Genomic DNA, 17,541 nt, shown 5'->3' with positions numbered 1-17,541 from the left:
CTGTTATCCAGCGCGGGAAGTGGAGAAGAGGTGATTGTGAGGTTCAAGATGAGCTTAGCGGTTGCCGCTCTTGTCGCCGGGCTCGCAGGCCCAGCCCCGGCTTGGGCTTGGACTTCACCGGGCTGCACCAATCTCCCCGAATATGAGCGCGCCCTCGGCGCTCTCCAGGGTATGACGAGCGCCTGCGATATGAGCATCGAAAAGGCGAACAGGATCGCGGCCGCTCAAGGATACAGACCCGGAGGCTTATTCGGGGCGCTCCTGAGCAATCCATCCCGCCCAGTAGCCGAGACGGTTCCGATCTCGGGCCACCCTCAGAACAGCGTACCGCAGCTGCATCACCGCCGCGCTCACCCCGGCGCCACACATCGCCGCGAAGCCGTCGCTCGCTAAACTGCACACATTCAGGAGGCAGACCGATTGGGTATGCGCTCCACGAAACGAGGTTATGAGCAGAACGTCAGCGCGCATGTGCTACAGTGATATCTCTTCCCGTCAGCGCGCCCGAGGTGTTCGCGACACCGCAAAGCGTGCGGCGGGCAAGCACGTGACGACAGGCGCTCTCCGGGCCAGTTCCCCGTAGACCGCCCGTGAAGCCTCGGCCGGGCAGTCGCGTGAGGGTCGGTGCGGTGGGGGAACTGGACACCGCAAGCGCCGGCTCACGGCCCGTTATTGAAGGCGGCTGGACCCAGTGTTAGCCCTGATCCAACGGGGCGAGAGAATGTCGCCGTCCTCTGTGATGATCCAGGGCTGCGCATCGCCTGCGTCTATGGCCTCTGCGGCTGCCGCGAGAGCCTGGCGTAGCGTCGGGAACTCGTGACCCTGCGCGACGTGCGCTGGCCCTTGGCCAGGCCACACGGTCAGCTCGGCTCTCTTGTCGAGGTCGGCTCGCGTCATGCTCTGCTCACGGCTGTTGCGGGAGCGAGAGTACCTACCGCCGACATGCGGCGAGCGAGTGACAATCTGGTTAACGGCTGGTTTCGCTAGACAGGGATGCCCATGCAGCGGGTGCAGGAAGACGTGACAGCTATGTGCTCTGGTCGGAGATCGAGCATTGTTTGTTGCGTCGCACCAGATTAAGTGTGCGTTGCGGGATCGCGATGGCGTCGCAATCCCGCTGCCCTGAGAAGGGCGTTTCCTCCCTAGACTTTGGGCCGCTCCTTCGGGGGTGGCCTTTTCTTTGTCCGGGGCGGCTTCGGTAACTGAACCGAATGCCGACGGCAAGCAGGATGATGCCGATTGCGGCTGTCCTCCGCAGAAGCTTGAACGATATTGATCACGATGACGTTCAGCCCATGACCGATCGAACCGATCCGTCTGGAGCAAAACGCCATGTCGATGAAGACACTCGCTCTCGCCGCCGCGCTTTCTGTCGCGATGGCGGGAGTAGCACTCGCTCAAACCCCCGCCGGCGGAGGCAGCGCCGAAGGCAACATGAATAACCCGGGCAGCGTGAAGAGCCCGTCTCAAAAGCGGATGGGTGGCCAGAGCGGCATGATGGGGCGGCGACACATGACCCGTCACCGGCGTCATCACATACGCCGCTCCCGCATGTGATTTCATGGTTCAGCCCCGCAGCTGCGAAAACTGCGGGGCTCCTTCCCATCAGACTGGGCGACCGGCGACCTCCGCGGCTGTCCCGTCCGCGACCTGCGCCTCAAACTAGCTAGGCCATGCCATCCTTGGCTGCCTTGTCTGGATCTTCAGGTTTGCTCTCGGCGTCTTGCACCACGTCTTTGCTCTCAGGCTCGCTCCCCGTCGTCGGGTCGGGCACATTGATGTTTCGGATCGGCACCGTCGGCGGTACGACGCTGATGCCATGAGGCTTATCGGTCTCGGTCATCGCTATGCCGTCCCTCAGTGACACCGGGACGTCGTGCGGACCAGATGACCCGCCCGGCATCATCCCTCAACGTCGCAGATCCTGCACGATTGGCAATCAGGTCCGCGAACCGGGCATCGGCATAGGCGATCGCCTCCGCATCCGTGCGCATCACGATCTGCTCGGCCGCAACCGAGATGCCGCTAGCGCACCGGCGATGAATGGAGCATTCGAGGTGGAACACAGCCATCTCAAGGGTCAGGCAATACCCTTGCCAAAATGCACGGGTCGATCGGCGATGATGCCTGTTCGGAGAAGCCCTGTTCCGCGAGATCGGCCGCCTGCACGACGGCAACACGGTCGTGGTCTGCGAAAAGCTCGGCCTGTAGTTTGGCGTCGTCTACGGCTCCGCGCCGCTCGGATACCAGACGACGATCCTCATACCGGTCGAACAGAGTTACACCGGCCCCTGCGAGCACAGCTGGGTCATGGCTCGCAACGTGAGCGTCGATCCGCGGTGACGTCGGCTCTACATCTCTTCGATGGCATCCGCCGACGCGTGCTTGTGGCGGCTCACCTCCTTCAACCCCTCGGACCACAATGAACGCCCTCAAGGATCTGCTCGCCCGCTTCGGCCGGACTGTCACGGCCTATGCCGGCGACGAAGCGCTGATGCAGGCGGGGGTCTCAGCTGCCGCCAACGTTATCGTGGCCGACGGCGAGGTCGCGGGTGACGAATTCGAGACCGCGCTCGTCGGTTTGCGCGCTAATCCGATCATCGAGAAAGGCTACGACCTCTTGATGCTGGAGGAGGCGCTGTACGAGGCGATCGCCCGGGCACGGACCCGCGCTGGCCGAGTGGAGAACCTTCGTCGGGTCACTGCGATCGCCGGTCGTCCGATCGAGCAGCGGCAGGACGCGTTCTTGGTCGCTGCTGATGTCGCCGACTATGAGGGTGTCAGCGAGATCGAGGACAAGGCGCTGACTGAGATCGCCGCAGCCCTTATCGTCGACAAGGCCGAACTGATGCAGACCGCGGTAGCTCGAACGATGCCAAGCCTATCGGCATAACTTCTCCGCCCTCATTGAGCATTTCAACCACGGTAGAGGGATAGGAAGGTCGCGGCCGATCGGGTACGGCGGTCGTAAATCCGTGGTTAGCTATCCAGAGAGAGCAAGCGGAACAGCAAGCTTGGCCGTCTGTTCCGCCTACATGGAACACTACAGATCCACCCTCGCCACCACCGCGATTGCTGCCTTCGGGCTGCTGGTCGCCGCCCACGTCCTACATCCAGGCAACTACGAGAGGTCGGAACGCAATATCCGGGTCGTTGTAGTCGCTGATGGAACGGCGGCGGTGCCGACGATCTAGGCAGATCCTCCGCATAGACTACACGGCAGTGAGCCTGCTGCGTTGATGGCGGATAGCGGCGCACTGTTGGCACACCGGCCAACCATGCCCCTGCCGCCGGGGGTGAGGACATTGCCTAGGCTGTCGAGCACCCTGGTACATCCAGCCGCCCAAAGTAGGACAGCTGACGGTGATCCGATCGGTGACTTGATCCGCGATCTCGACCTCGATCAGGATAGCTGACGGCTCTGTCAGCCGTATCTCAAGCGTAGGGCCCACCGAACAGGTCGCCCATCGCCTTCCGCCGGAACAGCGTGCGCCTGCGTCGTCTCTGATGCTCCGGTCGGTCGTGGATCATGTGGCAGCGCTGGCAGAAGGCTGCGAGGTTGGCGTCCGCGTTGTTGGCGGTGTCGTGATCACGATGGGCGGCCGCCAGGACGACATGGGTCCGCCGAGCGCGACCTAGGATGTCGACGCCAGACCTGATCCGGATCCGGCGCCCCCATCCATCGCGCCAACGGCTGGCCTCAGCGTCCCACCAACGCCCGTCCCCGAGGTGGTAGACCATCTGCCCGTGTGGCCGCCCACAGCTCTCGCACCGGCCCTGTGCCCGGCCAAAGCGGATCGCCATCGACAGCTCGCGCCAGTCGATCGGATAGAAGAAGCGGTGCTCGGGCCGGATCGGCATGGCGGCGGCACTGCGCCCTGTAGGGTGAAGAAAGCGTGGCTATGTCAGCCTGAGCACACGCCCGGCATCAAGCCCATAAATGCCCTGGGTTCCGCCTTAGGTTGTCCGTGAAGGCCGGATGGGTGGCTTTAATCAACCGCGGGTTGTCATAATATGTGACCAGGAAGCCTCTTGCCGAATTTGCTCCGCGGATCAATTGTGAGTCTCCGTGCTGCGTGAGGTGTCCGGTGAGCTACGAATTCCCGACCCCAAACAAGCCGACGTTCACGGTCACCGAGCATGTGCGCCGGTTCCTGATCGATGAACTTGATGCTGTGACGCTCGACGTCGCCACCCAGACGAGTGACGGTGAGACCGTACCTGCGGGAACCACGGGAACCGTCATGGCCGTATGGGGACAGGCCGAGGCGTTCGAGGTCGAGTTTGATGAGCCGTTCACTGGCCTTGCCAGGGTCGACCCCAGCATGATCCGAGCCCATCAGCGGCACGAATAGTGCTGCCGTACATTTCGTGGCCGGCAGGGTTCGACATCGCCCCGCTGAAGGTCACTGGCTACCTCCTCAACGTTCAGGGGCGCAGTCCCGGTAAAGCACAATGGTGGATCGGGCAGGGGTTCTCGGTGAGCAACCCTGACGAGCTGATCGACGCCCTTTTCGGGCACACCAGCGCGATGAACTTCCAAGGCATCAGCATCCCGCAGCCGTACTGGGGGCATGCCCTGATTTTTGAAGGTCCGATCCGGACGCCGAACGGGCCGACGCCGTTCGTGCGCACGGTCTGGCAAGTGGACTATGGAACGCCCATGGGCATGGCCGGCATCGCCAAGATGGTGACCGCACACCGGATCTAGCACCCCCAGATCGCGTCGGCTTTGCGTCCACCACTAATCTCGCAATAGCGTATCCCAGGGTGCAGTTACGGGAAAGTCCCAATGCTGACCCCACGCGTTCGATATATCGAGCAACAACAATGAGAGGACGGAGCTAAATTCCGCCACTCCGGCAACTTCAATTCTGGGAAGCAATATAGGTCCAGCCTGTGTTAATTGGCCGGATGGTGCTGTATGCCGGTCGCCAAATAGCAACATCCTGGATCCTTCGCCGCTCCATATCTCCAGCTCTAAGGCATACGAAGTGGTGTCTTGGCCGATCAAGCTTCTAAGCCGCTCGACTTGGCACAATGTGCCGGCTATCAGTTGAGCGATCCAATCAAAATATATGTAAGTTCCAAACTCTGCACTAGAGCTGTTATATCTAGCATGACTAAGTGTGAACTCGACCAATCCATCACTGCGGATAGTGCGATATAGACGCTGGTCATCCTCAGGTCCGGGCAACATCTCAAATGCTCGCAGCCGTGGCCTTGGAGTTCCATCAAATCTACTCGAGGGGTAATCCGACGATAGATCTCTGCCATTAATCGAGATGTGGAACGCCTTGCCATTCCACCAAAGATCTTTTCTTTTCGTTAGATTTGATATCTGCGTATGTACGGAAGGAAGTGCCGTTGCCCTTAATAAGAACGCACCACGATTGCCATTGTATGCTTTGCGCTCTGCTGTCTGCCATCTTAACTCTGTTATCCCCCCTCTGCCTGCGAACGCAGCCTCAAGGCTATCGCCAGTTCTCGCAAGGTCCAGTGTAAGGTCCTTGATTTCGCGAACATCCATCTTCGCGGCCCGCTCCCCTCGCCGAATGTAGAACTCTCGCGTTCCTTGCAGACGGTGGGGGCCTCGGATGGATTTGCTAACTCGCAAGACGACGAAGCCGCCCCCTTGGTCTCCGTCTGCGATGGACTGACCGGCGAGCCCCACCAACCTCGGTTCGATGGTGTCCTCGGCTGCATCGAGCAAGCGCTTCAAGAGGGCTTCGCATCGGGGCAACGCTTCAAGGCGATCCGCCACACGAGGCTCGTCCTTCGTCCCAGCTTCGTAAAGACCTAGGATGAGCGTGCCGCCGTCAGCGTTCGCAAAAGCGATTAGCTCGGCCATGATTTCATCGCGGGCTAGATCGCCGACACGGTCTCCTTTCTCGATCCACCGATCCGCCGTCTCAGGTTGGCCCTTTGTCGGCCTGAAAGGGAGGGCTCCTTTGAACTCCAACTCATTCGTTTCGCGTGCCTTGGCTTCGACCAAGGCGTCGAGGTCCACCTTCGTGATGGCACCTATCGGCTTGCTGAGGACGGACACGACGCACTCCGGGTGCAGGCCAGACCAAGCCCTCGCTCGGTTACTTAGGAGGGCCAGAATACCTTGATGCCGCTCCTGCCGGCGTCAACCGCTGCGCTTGTGCTGACCCGCCTCCTCAGCCGCGACGGCCTCCACGGCAGCTATGACATTCTCCAGCTCGGCGACTTGGCGGAGCGCACTCCCGGCCGGCAATCCGTCATGCTCGGCCATCGCCAGAATGAGCGTACGCTGGTGCGCCTTCAGGCGTTCGAGGAGGGCTTTGAGCTTGGCGAGCATGAGAAGGCTGTAGCTGCGACGGGAGGGCCAAACAACCTAGACAGCAACGACGGCTGCGCTCATCTTGTCATGATGCTGCATCGCGCCGTCTGCCTATTTGCATCAGTAGCGATCACCGTTCTGGTGTCGGCTTGCAACCAGGGAGGTCCGCCTGACCCGAGACCTGTTGATCAGATTGCCTTCCAGCACATCATAGACGATGCACGCTCGCGATATGAGAACGCCAAAAACGGATGGGTTAAAGAACCGGTTCGAGAAGAACGAGAAAAAACGCTATGCGAAAACACTAAGCCTAAGTTTGAGGGATGGATCGGAAAAGTAAACGAAATTTCTAAAACGTCCAAAGGCGACGCGTTGTTCGAAATTGAGATTGCCAAAAATACCTGGTTGTCTGCTAATCCTGACGCCTTCTTGATACGAAAGAACCATCCTTTTTTTCCAATTATGATAACTCTCGGCGTTGGAGACAGAGTACGGATTTGGGGCGATCTAGTCAGAGCTACAGGTAATACACAGTCTAATATGCGTATCGATTGCTATCGCGAAGATAGCATTCTTGAGAGCGGCACAATGATAAGGCCTGAATTCCTCTTCATTTTGGATGCGATAGAAAAAATCTAGTTTGTAGGCTCACACCGTCGCCGACTGCGCGTTCTGGAGCGCGAGGCTGTGCATGTTGCCGAACGCGCTCTCCATGATCCGGGCAGCCTGCCGTGGGTTCTCAGAACCGTTGATCGTCGTGGTCTGATTGAACGTCTGGTGGACAGCACGCGTGCTGGCCCCGCCATTGTTCACGACGTTCAGCGCTGCCGCCGGGTTCGGCTTCATGATGGCGTTCACGTCGAACCCGCCGGGATCCATGCGAGGTTTCATCCCCGGTAGCCCAGGCGTGGGCGTGGTGAGCGCACTCGCGGCAGCCTTGTCGCTCTGCGTCTGTGCCTTCAACCGCTCGACCGCCGCGCGGGCGGCTTCGGCGCGATGCACCTCGAAGTGACCGTTGTCGTTGCTGCTGAAGCTGTTGCCGGACCGAAGTCCCCACTTGGCGGCCAGCGCATCCTCAACGTCCAGCGGAAGAGACTTGCCGCCGGCCCGAACCCCTCGGCCAACCTGGTTGATATCGATGGCTCGCCCGTTCGGATGGTAGCTGCGATTACCGCGGGTGTTGATGCCGCCGCTATTCGGCCCGATCACGCCGCCGGCCTTCTCGTAGTCGTCGAGGAAGCCCTGGAAGTTGGCCGCGAACTCGGCCGCGACCTTGAACGTGCGGCCCGACTTCGATCGCACCACGCCAATGCCGTTCGTGATGACCGACGCTCCTGCCGGAGCCGGGTCGTCGCTGGCAGATTTATGATAACCGGGGATCCAGCCTTCTTTCTTCTGCTGCGCGTCGAGTAGCTTCGACCGCTGGTCCGGCGACAGGCTGGCGAGCGGCGAGTCCACGCCTACGCCGGCCGCCTTCGCCATCTGGTCGGCATAGGCCGCGGGGTCGTTGCCGTCGCCAGCGGGAGCCCACCGGGCAATGGCCTGCCGGATCGTCAGATCCTTGTAGCCCTTGCTCTCGAACAGCAGCTTCTCTTGCGCCTTGCGGCCGCTGGCATAGTCGGGGAACCGGGCGAAACCCTTATCGTCCGCCTCAGTCGCCCCCATGCTGCGGGCGAGTGCTCCCATCTTGATGTTGCCTGGGTTGTTGTTGCGGAACGAGCGCGAGCCGTCGCCGGCTGCGGGCGCATCTTTGCCGCCCATGCCCTTCGGCAGGACCTTCTCGTACCACTTGCGGTCGTCCGGTGGCGTCGCCTCCCGCTCGGCGCGCATTTGGTTCAGCATCTCTGCCGTCCGCCCCGGCGTGCCTAGGGACGTGCTGGTGCTCGACGACCACGACAGGAAACGGGCGATCTTCTCGATCCCGCTGGCGATGCGGTCCACGTTGTCAGCGAACTTCTGCATGCGCTCCCCGAACGCCTGCCACTTTTTCATGAACTCGTCGCCGTCCGAGCCGGTGAACAGCTTCAGCAGGCCACCGAGCTTTTCCGCCAGCCAGATCGCGGCGTTGGAAATGCCGGTTAGGATCTCGTCCACCTTGCCGGGGTTGGCCGCGATCCAGTCGTTGAAGCCCTTCAGGATCTTCTCCATCGCCGGGGCGAGGCTGATGAGGAGCTTGTCGCTGAGCGCGGAAACCGTTGCCTGAAGCCGCGTGAGGGTGCGCTGGAACGCCATTGAGGCTTCAGCGGCCTTGCCCGAGTCGATCCCGAGCGCCTTGGTGGTGGCGTTGTACTCGGCTCGGTATTCTTTGATCTTCCCGAGCTGTCGCGAGATGAGGTTGTAGTCCTCCTCCGAGATACCGGCCAATCCAGCCTGGCGGAAGCCGACATCGTAGGGCTGCTTATTCAGCGCCTCCACCGTGTTGAGAAGCTGTTGCGCCGTGTCCTTGGTCATGTCCACGCCGAGGCTCTGGACGTAGGACTTCACCCCGCTGTTCTCGCGGATGGCCTTGGCGAAGCTCTCCACCGCGCCGACCGCCTGCTGCGCGGATCCGCCGGTCTGCCGGAAGGCGTAGGACAGCGAGTTGATGCTCTGGACCGAGGCGCCCGTGCGCGCGGACACGAACCCAAGGTGATCGAAGGACTGAGCTACCCGGTTCGCCGCGTAGCTCACAGCCGTCGCCATCGCAGTCGCGGCGAGCGCCAGCCGACTCATGCCGGCCATGAACTCGTCGTTGTGCTTTTTGCGCTTCTGCGCCGCGTCCTTCTCGGCCTTCTCCCTCTGCTCGGCCGCTGCCAGGGCCGCCCGCGCCTCCTTCAAGTTCGCTTCGCGCGTGAGCTTGGAGATCTCCTCAGCCGACTTCGCGCCTTCCCAGCGGGCATCTTCAACGCGCTTCTCGGCGTCGCGGACGGCCTTCTCGTAGTCGGAGATCGACTTCTTGGCGGTGTTCAGCGAGCCCTGGTTTACGTCGAACCCGAGGGCGACCATGAAGGCTGCAATGGTGTCCATCGTCGTCCCCTCAGTGTAGCTTCGCTGCGGCGGCGCGGATCTCGGCCGGGAGCATGTCGCCACCACCGTCGATCCACCGCTTCACCGTCAGCCCGAGGGCGCGGCCCATCAGCAGCTGCATCACGGCGCCATCAATGTCGGGGAAGGCCGGCTCAAGGTCGCCCTTCGGCCAGACCTGGTGCCACTCGCCGCCGACCTCTCGGGACAGGGCGCCGAGGCTCGCGCGCTCGATGATGTCCGTGTCGTCGTCGGTGAGCTTGCCCCAAGCGCCGAACACGGCTTGTGAGATCTTGATCATGTCGATGTTCGGCCGCAGTGCCAGCCGCGAGCCGGACGCCAGCACGAGCGGCAGCGCCTCGGCGATCAGCGGGGCGAACCGGCGCTGGATCTTGGTCTCGGTCTGGGCCTTCATGCCGTCGAAGCGGTAGCGGTGTCCGGCAATCTCGAACTCGGGCGGCATGGCTCAGCTCTCCAAGTGGGCGGCGGCGGCGCGCAGGACGATGTCGCCGAGCCGTTCAAGGCTCTCGGGCTCCAATCCACCCGTCACCACGAAGCCGGTCAGCACGGCGACGGCGACCTGCGTACAGATCTCGTCGTCCGCCTCGATGCCGTAGTGGCCGAGGCCGACCCGAGCCCCCTTCATGGCGCCGTCAAAAGATTGCGGCTCGAAGTAGTCTTCGATTTCACTGTCCATTGGCGGGCATCCCTATTCCGCGCGAGGCCAGTGCATAGGATGCCGAAATGGCTTCCAGCCGGACGCAGACGAAGTTGCTGAAAAATGGGTCGCCACGCGTATCGCCGGTGTGCCCGACGTAAAACACCTTGTAGCGACCATCAGATGCGATGCCGAATTGATCCAGCAGGGCATTGTTGGGTGCGCCCGTGATGCTTGGATCGTACTCGGCCTGCTGGATGGATTTCTGGTCGATCCTCACGATGCAACCGGGCACCATCCTGCCATTCAGCAGGCAGACGCCCTCAATGCCCTGGATCGTCTGAACCGGCATGCCGACGAGCCCCGTCTTGCTGTTCAGGATGATGTCGCCGCCGGGCAAAGCGCTGGCGTTGCCGAGGACTTGCAGCTTTCCCTGCTGGACCGACCACGACGTGCGCGTAGCAGCGCAGATCTGCCGCAGATGATCCTTCGCGTTGCCGAACAAGGCGGCCCCGCGCGGAAAGCTCACCTTGGACAGTGCCGCCTTGTCGATAAAGCCGAGGCCGACGCCCAAAGCTTTCATCGGATCGGCGCAGGCCATCACCCGGTCATAGTAGGTGTGCCCGGCGGATAGCGTCTTGTTCACGATGGCGTAGTTGCGGGGCGTGCTCTTATCAGTCGCCAGGATGGCCAACACCTTGTCGGTCACATCAGCCCGAAGATTGCGGGCCTGCTGGATCTCCCCCTTGAACAGCACGAAGGACGGACCCGACACATAGCCGGCGCTAACCGTCACGGTCTTCCCCCTGAAGAATGCCGGGTTGGTGCTCTTGTCCGCCAGATTGAAGATGCCGATCCGCGCCACGTTGGGCGTCGAGGTGTCGGCCATGGTGATCTCGAACGTCATGCGCAGGCCCTGCCCGCCGTTCTCGTCGCCGCGGTAGGTCCAGGACGCGCCGCCTTCGATCTCGACGGACATATTGCGCAGGTACTGCTCGCCCATTGGCAGCGTCTCAGTCCGAGGAGGAGCAGAGAGAGATCACAGGTCAGCCCTCTGAATTTCGCCTAACCAAGATTGTTGCAGCCATCGGATTGAGGGCGCCAACATTTTCCAGCCCTCAGATTGTAAGCGTGGTGTCTCACACGAAAAATGATGGGTTTGATATGAGGCATTCAAAACCCCCCACCTTCCGTTTAAGTCATATTTAACCTCGTCTATTCCGTTCGAACTTGCGGCCGATACTAGCCATCGTCAGCCAACGACGGGGCTACCGATGCAGCCGAACGCCGAGATCCTTCCCGCGGAGATCCCCAGCTTTGAGCTTCCGCCCGGGCTCGAACTGCCGGCGAACATCGTCTTGGATGAGTGCGAGGCCGCCCGGTTCCTGAGGGAGCCCCAACAGCGGCTCCGGATGCGCCGGTTCGATGGGTCCGGCCCGGCCTTCATCAAGGTCGAGGGCGAACCTTGGGCTGCACGATATCTGGTTTGGGACCTGTTGAGCTGGCTGTGCCGGCATCGACGGGCTGTGATGCCCGAGACCCCGCGTAGGGGCTCGCGCAAGGCCGCGGCTCAAGCTGCCGCCTAACCCGCCGCCTGGCGGGCCGACGCCCGCCGGCATCCTGAAGCCTACCCCGACGCGCAAAAAAAACGGCCCCGACACGGGGTCACCGCGCGGGGCCGAAAAGGTCAAATCTGCTGTGACCGTACATAATCGAAACCATGCCCTTCGGCAATCACCGCCTTTAGACCCTGACCGGTCCTGCCTTGGGTTTTCACCCGAGGTCGCCCGTGCTCGCAGGGTGATGAACCGCGTCTCCGTCAGTACCGAGCTTGCGGAGGTGATTGCTCAGCACGCCTTTGGCCGGGTCGAGAGCTGGAGGGCGCGCGCATGAGCAGCCCCGTCCTTCTCCGCGGTTGGCAATGGGTGCCGACTTGGACCCTCGCCGCCAATCCGGCCGACCCTAATGGCCCGTGGATCCCTACCTGGAGCGGCCGGGAATACCTGCACGATGCCGAAGGTCGTCAGGTCGTTGAACTGATAAACGGTGGCGGCTGGGGCGCTGGCTCCGGCTTCGCCGTGATGCGGGATGCACCACCGCCGGATCGGCCCGTTCCGACCCGTGAGGAGATGGAGGCGAACCGCGCCCGCAAGGGATTGTCGCCGCTGAACGGGGGCGCCGCATGATCGCGAACGCCACCCCCATCCATACCGCCACCATCAACGACGTGTCAGTCCGGTTCTTCCGCGGTCCGGCTGCTGGCCCCGACATGCCTTGGCAGGCCCATGAGGAATTGCTGGCGGCACTCGCGCTGCCTCGCGACCTGCGCCGCATCCTGAAAGCGGCTCTCCTGAAGAGTTGGAAGGAGGTCTGCCACACGGTCGAGGTCGATGGCGAACCGGTGCTCATCGCCCCGCACTTCGTCGCGCAGGGCCTGATCGGCATGGCCCAGGAGATCGGGAAGGGCGTCACCACCACGCCCGACCTCGTCGACCGCGAGTATGCCCGTGCCGGTGTCGCCGCGATGAGTGCCCTCACGGCGCACATCCCGGCGGCAAAGGACCGGTTCACCTGGGCGATGCAGGCCTTCCACAATCAGGGAGGCGCATCATGACAGCTCTCCCCGACGCCTTGGCCGCGAAGGTCGGCAAGATCGTGGGCCAACTCGCCAACGATAACCCGCACGTCGTCACGACGGCGGTGGCCATGCTCCGGCGCACCCTGTCCTCGAACGGATGCGACCTGAACGACCTCGCGGTCCACATCACCGAAAAACCCCGTGAGGTTGTCGTCTACCGCGAACGGCAGGCCAAGCCCGAGCCTCGCCCATTCGATTACGGCTCGTGGCGCCAGACGTGGTCAGGGTGCGATCCGCGGCGCCAGCACAAGGCCCGGGTCGACGTCCTACAGGCCGACCGCAGCGGGTTCCTAACCGATTGGGAATTTGCCTTCGTCCGGTCCCTGGGGCGGCAGCTCGCAGAGGGACGGCGCGTCTCGCCCAAGCAGGTGACGATCCTCAACGACCTGCACGCCCGGTACGTGGAGCGGTACGGATGACGGACCGCCTCACCCCTCCGTCCGAGCGCGAGATGTTCGCCTCGATGCTCGAATGCGCCCGCCAGAGTGCGGAGATCCGGCGCCGTGAGCGCCGGGTCACCCGGCGGCTCGGCTGCCACAACCTTCGCCTTGAGCGCGACCCCTCCGGCTACGCGATCTCCGACCGCTACAGCACCTTGTGCGAGGCGTTCGGGCTGACGCTCGACCAAGCCGAGGCGTGGGCCGCCACCGTCCACTCACATGAGGGAGGCGCGGCTTGAGTACGTCCGCCAACATGCCCGACCGGTACGTCCCGACCAAGGCTGCCCAAGCGGCGGTCGAGGGACATGAGGTCTCCATCGTGCAGTCGCTCGGGATCCCGTGGACTGCGGGTCAGCGCGACCACATCACCTGCCCGTACCCTGACCATGGGGGCGCCAAGGACTGGCGCCTCAACAGCAAGGGGCGGGCGATCTGCACCTGCACCGGCAACAAGACCGACTCCGTCTTCGATATCGCCAGCAAGGTCCGCGGGATCGATTTTGAGGAGGCCAAGGTCTGGTGCTGCGAGGCCATCGGCGCCACCGACATCATCCGTGAGAAGTCGGCGGAGGGTGGGTTTCAGGCCACGGACGCCACTGCCCTGCTGAACGCCCCGCCCGAGCGCCGGGACGACAACCTGCCCCGGGCCTATCTCGCCCATCGGCTCGGGCTGGAGCCGCAGGACGTGCTGATGCCGAGCACGGCCGCGGTCGGTATCCGGTCGCTGGGCTATTTCGACCCGCCCAAGGGGCGGGGCAAGCCGCCCAAGGTCGGGGATTACCCCTGCGCTGTCTTCGAGCAGGTCGACGTCACTGGCGGTCGCCACGCCCATCGGATCTACGTCGCCCCCGGTGGAGCGGGGAAGGCGGATCTCGGGCGCGATGCATCCGGGAAGGCGCGGGACGCCAAGAAATCGGCCAAACGCCTTGGCGATGAGAGCACCGCCGGCCGCAGCGTCGTCTGGGGTGACCCGAAGGCGAGGGCTTTCTGCATCTTGGCCGAGGGGGTGGAGACCGCGGCCGCCATCGCGGAAGCTCTCCGAGAGGATATCGAGTACGAAGAGGTCTACGTGGTCGCCGCCATCAACGCGGGCGGCATCGAGGCCTTTACCCCTGGCCCGAAAACCATTCGGGTCACGGTTGCGGCGGATCGGGATGAGGCTCCCAAGATCAGCCGCCCAGAGCCGACCCGCAGGGGCGAGCAGGCGGCTCGGAAGTTCGGGCTGCGTCACGGCCGGCGCATCGAGGTCGATATCGCGCTGGCGGGTGAGCCGGGCACGAGCACCGATTGGCTCGACGTGTATCGCGCCCATGGAGCCGAGGCGGTCCGGGCTGGCCTGAAGCGGGCCGTGCCGTTCAAGGCAACCTCCGATGAGGTCGAGGACGAAGGGCGGCGGCAGGATGGCCAGGAGGAATTGGCTCGGGTCGAGCGGGATTACCCCCTCCCTGTTCTCGACACCTTCAGCCTGACGTACCGGCGGACCGACGCCGGCCGCATCCGTGTCTGCAAGTTCGTGAAGGTAGAGGAGGAGCTAGTCACCCAGCCGATCGCCTCCCCGTTCGGGGTGCTGGCCCGGCTGAGGTATCTCGACCAGGCCGACGCCTACGGGCTGCGGCTTGTGGTGGAGGACATGGGCGGCAAGCGCCGCGCCATCGACGTGGATCGAGCCGCCTTCGCCAAACAGGCGGCTTCCGAGACCCGAAGCATGCTGTTCGGCGCCGGGCTCCGGACCGAGGACGACGGCGAGAACATCGCGGTCAAGGTGCTCAAGGCCGCCGACCCGCAGGACGAGATCACGGTCGTCCGTCGCCCTGGATGGCATAGCCTCGACGGCTCGGCCGACCGCTTCTTCGTCTGCCCGGGCGGTGAGGTCATCGGCGCGCCGGAGGGCCAGCCCTTGGAGCTGTCCTTAAGCTCGCGCATCAGCGAGGCGGTTGCGGCCGGCGGGACCTTGGAAGGGTGGCAGGCTGCCGTCTCGGCCGCCGCGGGCGTCACCCGGTGCCCGCATTGGACGCTCGGCGCCGTCGCAGGGTTTGCCGCACCACTGGTTTCCCTGACTGGGCTCGACACCTGCGGCATCAATCTCAGCGGCACGACCTCAGGCGGCAAGACCACCACTCAGCGGCTCGGGGTCTCGGCCTGGTCTCGGGCCGCCCTCGACCAGCGCGACAGCCTGTTGCAGAGCGCCCGCGCCACGGCGAACGGCGTCGAGGGCATGGCGGCTCGGGCCAACGGGACCATCCTCGCCCTCGACGAACTGGGTCACGTCACCGGCAAGGAGTTGGGTCGCACGATCTACTCGCTGGCCTCCGGCGTCGGGAAGAGCCGCATGACGGCGGACGCCCAGCTTCGAGCGTCCCACACCTGGAGCACGTTCGTCATCCTGTCGGCGGAGAAGTCGCTGGAGGAGAAGGTCCGCGGTGACGGTGGCGAATGGTATGGCGGCATGGCCACCCGTATCCCAGACGTCGACATCACAGGCGTCGACCGTGCGGTGGACCAAGCCGTCATGGCCCAGATCCAGGCCGTGGATCAGAACTTCGGGCATGCCGGCCCGGCGTTCATCCGAGCGCTGGTCGCGCATGGGATGCACCGGCAGGCGGATGAGATCCGGAAGGGGATCAACCTCGCCGCCGATCGCCTCGCCGGCCCGGGGGCCGATAGCGCCCTGCGCCGGGCTGCCCTGCCCTTCGCCATTCTCGCCACCGCCGGCCGGCTGGCCCGGAAGTTCGGGGTGCTCCCGGATGTGGTCGATGTCGAGAACGCGGTCCGGTGGGCTTGGGCCAAGTTCAACACCTCCACCGACGCCGCAGCCCTCGACCCTGAGACGCAGGCGGTGGCGAACCTGCGGGCTTGGGTGGCCGAGCGCTGGAACACCGAGGTGCAGCCCACTGAGCCGGAAGACGGCGTCCGCGCGGCCAACCGGAACGCTCTGGGCTGGTACGACGACGATGCCGTCTACATCCCGGCGCATCGCATCGTGGAGGCCGCCGGCGGGACGCTGAAGGAGGTGGAGATTGGTCGAGCCCTCGATGCACAGGGGCTCATCGCCAAGCGTAAGGCCACCGACTGCTACTTCCTGGCCTACGTGCCCAAGATCGGGAAACTGAAGGCCTATGCGCTGCATCGGTCCGAGTTCCGGTCGACCACACGGGAAGAGCCGCCCTTCGCCGTTCACGAGGGAGGCCGCCGCTGATGGACCTCGCAGCATTCTTCGCCGAGACCGCCGAGGCGTTCCGGCCGCAGCCCGAGCAGCCCGCAAAGAACGCCGAATTTCCCGGATTTCCCGTTTCCCAGGACGCTCACGGGAACGGTCAAAGCATTGAGGATAAAAGCATTTCCCGGATTTCCCGGATTTCCCGTGGCCAAAACAAGGATCAGGTATCCGATCCTTCTCAGTCCACCCAGGCGCGTGTGCGCGCGTGTGCGAGCGGGCGCGCGCGAGACACATACGCAAACCCACGGGAAATGCGGGAACAGCGGGAAATACCAGCAACATCAAACACTTACATTTCCCGTTCCCTCTCTATAAAACGGGAAAAAGAAGAAGAAACGGGAAATCCCGGCCCGCTGCCGGTCGGTGATGGCCTTGCCCATTGGCGCGCTGGCCTTGCCCGACTGGATCCCGAGCAGGCGCCCTGCCCCGACTACCGCGGCGGTGAATGGCCCCGCGTCTATGCGCGTGCCCTCGCCTTCCTCAATCAGTTCGGCCCGCAGGCCGAGGCTCTGGGCTGGACGGCGAGCCGGCTTTTCGGGGTCCACGAGGCGGCGGGCATCATCAGGGTCGACGCTTGCGGGGCCTTGGTGCTGCCGACCAGCGGGGCGATCCGCGCGATCACGGCCACGGAGATCTCGTTCGGCCACCTGACCCACTACTGGAAGCCGCACCGGCTCACGGGCATCCCGATCTGGAAGTTCGGCCAGTGATCCCTGCTCGTGACGCCTGGGGGCCGTTCCGCCCCGATCTTGATGAGGCCGAGCGTCGGGCGCGCCTCCGCTGCCTGCGTGCCGTCGTCCACCTCTCGACCGGCCCTCGGGGTGCAGATCTCATTGATCTTCTGCATCGGGCCGAGAGCGACCCGGCTGCCATCCCAGCCGCGCTCCACGCCCTTGATCGCCTAGCCGGTCTCGATCGTCGCCATGTGCTGACGAGCTACGCCGTCTTGAACCGCCCCGCAGCCTGAGGAGGCATCATGCCCAACGTCGTCACCTTCCCCGAGCCAGCCCCAGTGCCTACGCCTGTCTCCCGGTACGAGGAGATCACCGTCTACGGCACGGTCGGTCCGATCACCGTCGCCCTCGCCCGCCGCACCGACGCGCAGGAGGGGCTGATCCATGTTGTCCTGATAGGATCCGCCATTGGGTTGGAGATGGTCGCCACCCTGCCGGACGACGACAAGGGTCGCGCCGTCGCGGACTTCACCGGCCCCGCGGTCCTGCGCGCCACGGAACTGGCTGAGACCGAATTCGCCGCCCGCCCGGAGGTGTGCTGATG

At 63.8% G+C, this 17,541-nt stretch carries 22 protein-coding genes; 14 read left to right on the top strand and 8 right to left on the bottom strand.

The genetic code is table 11. The annotated features are described in order from the left end of the window. Positions 1-669 precede the first annotated feature (669 nt). Positions 670-897 (bottom strand): hypothetical protein, encoded by a 228-nt coding sequence (locus FV242_RS35835; RefSeq protein ID WP_147941107.1) that lies wholly within the window; start codon positions 895-897, stop codon positions 670-672. A 435-nt stretch (positions 898-1,332) separates the two neighbouring features. On the opposite strand from FV242_RS35835, the gene FV242_RS27160 reads away from it, so the two are divergent. Beyond that, complete coding sequence (locus FV242_RS27160) at positions 1,333-1,557, top strand: hypothetical protein (RefSeq protein ID WP_147852928.1); 225 nt, start codon at positions 1,333-1,335, stop codon at positions 1,555-1,557. A 109-nt stretch (positions 1,558-1,666) separates the two neighbouring features. On the opposite strand, the gene FV242_RS34825 is transcribed toward FV242_RS27160, so the two are convergent. Then, positions 1,667-1,843, bottom strand: a complete 177-nt coding sequence (locus FV242_RS34825; protein ID WP_187277588.1) for a hypothetical protein — start codon at positions 1,841-1,843, stop codon at positions 1,667-1,669. A 579-nt stretch (positions 1,844-2,422) separates the two neighbouring features. Here FV242_RS34825 and FV242_RS27150 point away from each other — a divergent pair. Further along, entirely contained in the window at positions 2,423-2,893 is a 471-nt protein-coding gene (locus FV242_RS27150) for a tellurite resistance TerB family protein (RefSeq protein WP_147941106.1), read from the top strand. A gap of 121 nt (positions 2,894-3,014) precedes the next feature. Then, on the top strand, positions 3,015-3,194 hold the full coding sequence (locus FV242_RS27145; RefSeq protein ID WP_147941105.1) for a hypothetical protein: 180 nt from the start codon (positions 3,015-3,017) through the stop codon (positions 3,192-3,194). Positions 3,195-3,435: 241 nt separating this feature from the next. Here the strand turns inward: FV242_RS27145 and FV242_RS27140 are convergent, their stop codons facing one another. Continuing rightward, entirely contained in the window at positions 3,436-3,861 is a 426-nt protein-coding gene (locus FV242_RS27140; protein WP_147941104.1) for a hypothetical protein, read from the bottom strand. 227 nt (positions 3,862-4,088) lie between these two features. Between FV242_RS27140 and FV242_RS27135 the strand changes: the two genes are divergently transcribed. Next, entirely contained in the window at positions 4,089-4,355 is a 267-nt protein-coding gene (locus FV242_RS27135; RefSeq protein ID WP_246692903.1) for a hypothetical protein, read from the top strand. After that, entirely contained in the window at positions 4,355-4,711 is a 357-nt protein-coding gene (locus FV242_RS27130) for a DUF6883 domain-containing protein (RefSeq protein WP_147941103.1), read from the top strand. Before FV242_RS27135 ends, FV242_RS27130 begins: the two co-directional genes overlap by 1 nt. A 33-nt stretch (positions 4,712-4,744) precedes the next feature. Here the strand turns inward: FV242_RS27130 and FV242_RS27125 are convergent, their stop codons facing one another. Then, entirely contained in the window at positions 4,745-6,049 is a 1,305-nt protein-coding gene (locus tag FV242_RS27125) for a helix-turn-helix domain-containing protein (RefSeq protein ID WP_187278584.1), read from the bottom strand. Positions 6,050-6,115: 66 nt separating this feature from the next. Here FV242_RS27125 and FV242_RS27115 point away from each other — a divergent pair, with 66 nt between their 5' ends. After that, positions 6,116-6,946, top strand: a complete 831-nt coding sequence (locus FV242_RS27115; RefSeq protein WP_187278583.1) for a hypothetical protein — start codon at positions 6,116-6,118, stop codon at positions 6,944-6,946. Between the two features lie 9 nt (positions 6,947-6,955). On the opposite strand, the gene FV242_RS27110 is transcribed toward FV242_RS27115, so the two are convergent. From FV242_RS27110 to FV242_RS27095, 4 genes are read right to left on the bottom strand one after another with little or no spacing between them, the layout of a single operon-like run. Then, positions 6,956-9,313 carry a hypothetical protein gene (locus FV242_RS27110; RefSeq protein ID WP_147941099.1) on the bottom strand — a complete coding sequence of 786 codons (2,358 nt, stop codon included), beginning with the start codon at positions 9,311-9,313 and terminating at the stop codon, positions 6,956-6,958. A 10-nt stretch (positions 9,314-9,323) separates the two neighbouring features. Further along, positions 9,324-9,773 (bottom strand): hypothetical protein, encoded by a 450-nt coding sequence (locus tag FV242_RS27105; RefSeq protein ID WP_147852936.1) that lies wholly within the window; start codon positions 9,771-9,773, stop codon positions 9,324-9,326. A 3-nt stretch (positions 9,774-9,776) separates the two neighbouring features. Further along, complete coding sequence (locus FV242_RS27100) at positions 9,777-10,007, bottom strand: hypothetical protein (protein ID WP_147941098.1); 231 nt, start codon at positions 10,005-10,007, stop codon at positions 9,777-9,779. Beyond that, positions 9,997-10,971, bottom strand: coding sequence for a hypothetical protein (locus FV242_RS27095; protein WP_147941097.1), 975 nt, complete (start codon positions 10,969-10,971; stop codon positions 9,997-9,999). The genes FV242_RS27100 and FV242_RS27095 overlap by 11 nt, the downstream gene beginning before the upstream one ends. A gap of 271 nt (positions 10,972-11,242) precedes the next feature. On the opposite strand from FV242_RS27095, the gene FV242_RS27090 reads away from it, so the two are divergent. From FV242_RS27090 to FV242_RS27055, 8 genes are all read left to right on the top strand, one after another. Continuing rightward, a complete protein-coding gene (locus FV242_RS27090; RefSeq protein WP_147941096.1) occupies positions 11,243-11,554 on the top strand; it encodes a hypothetical protein in 312 nt (103 codons plus the stop codon). A 303-nt stretch (positions 11,555-11,857) separates the two neighbouring features. Next, complete coding sequence (locus FV242_RS27085) at positions 11,858-12,154, top strand: hypothetical protein (RefSeq protein ID WP_147941095.1); 297 nt, start codon at positions 11,858-11,860, stop codon at positions 12,152-12,154. After that, a complete protein-coding gene (locus FV242_RS27080; protein ID WP_147941094.1) occupies positions 12,151-12,582 on the top strand; it encodes a hypothetical protein in 432 nt (143 codons plus the stop codon). Before FV242_RS27085 ends, FV242_RS27080 begins: the two co-directional genes overlap by 4 nt. Further along, the gene (locus tag FV242_RS27075) at positions 12,579-13,025 is read left to right on the top strand and encodes a hypothetical protein (protein ID WP_147941093.1); all 447 of its coding nucleotides are present in this window, start codon (positions 12,579-12,581) and stop codon (positions 13,023-13,025) included. Before FV242_RS27080 ends, FV242_RS27075 begins: the two co-directional genes overlap by 4 nt. Further along, complete coding sequence (locus FV242_RS27070; protein WP_147941092.1) at positions 13,022-13,285, top strand: hypothetical protein; 264 nt, start codon at positions 13,022-13,024, stop codon at positions 13,283-13,285. Before FV242_RS27075 ends, FV242_RS27070 begins: the two co-directional genes overlap by 4 nt. Further along, the gene (locus FV242_RS27065) at positions 13,282-16,242 is read left to right on the top strand and encodes a DUF927 domain-containing protein (protein WP_147941091.1); all 2,961 of its coding nucleotides are present in this window, start codon (positions 13,282-13,284) and stop codon (positions 16,240-16,242) included. The genes FV242_RS27070 and FV242_RS27065 overlap by 4 nt, the downstream gene beginning before the upstream one ends. Then, positions 16,242-16,973 (top strand): hypothetical protein, encoded by a 732-nt coding sequence (locus FV242_RS35830; RefSeq protein WP_246692902.1) that lies wholly within the window; start codon positions 16,242-16,244, stop codon positions 16,971-16,973. The genes FV242_RS27065 and FV242_RS35830 overlap by 1 nt, the downstream gene beginning before the upstream one ends. Before the next feature lie 266 nt (positions 16,974-17,239). Further along, entirely contained in the window at positions 17,240-17,539 is a 300-nt protein-coding gene (locus FV242_RS27055) for a hypothetical protein (protein WP_147941090.1), read from the top strand. Positions 17,540-17,541 lie beyond the last annotated feature (2 nt).

This window comes from Methylobacterium sp. WL64 (assembly GCF_008039945.1).
In the GTDB taxonomy this organism is placed as follows: Bacteria; Pseudomonadota; Alphaproteobacteria; order Rhizobiales; family Beijerinckiaceae; genus Methylobacterium.
Note: the sequence above shows the minus strand (reverse complement) of the source record. Positions and strands in the feature narration are given on the sequence as shown.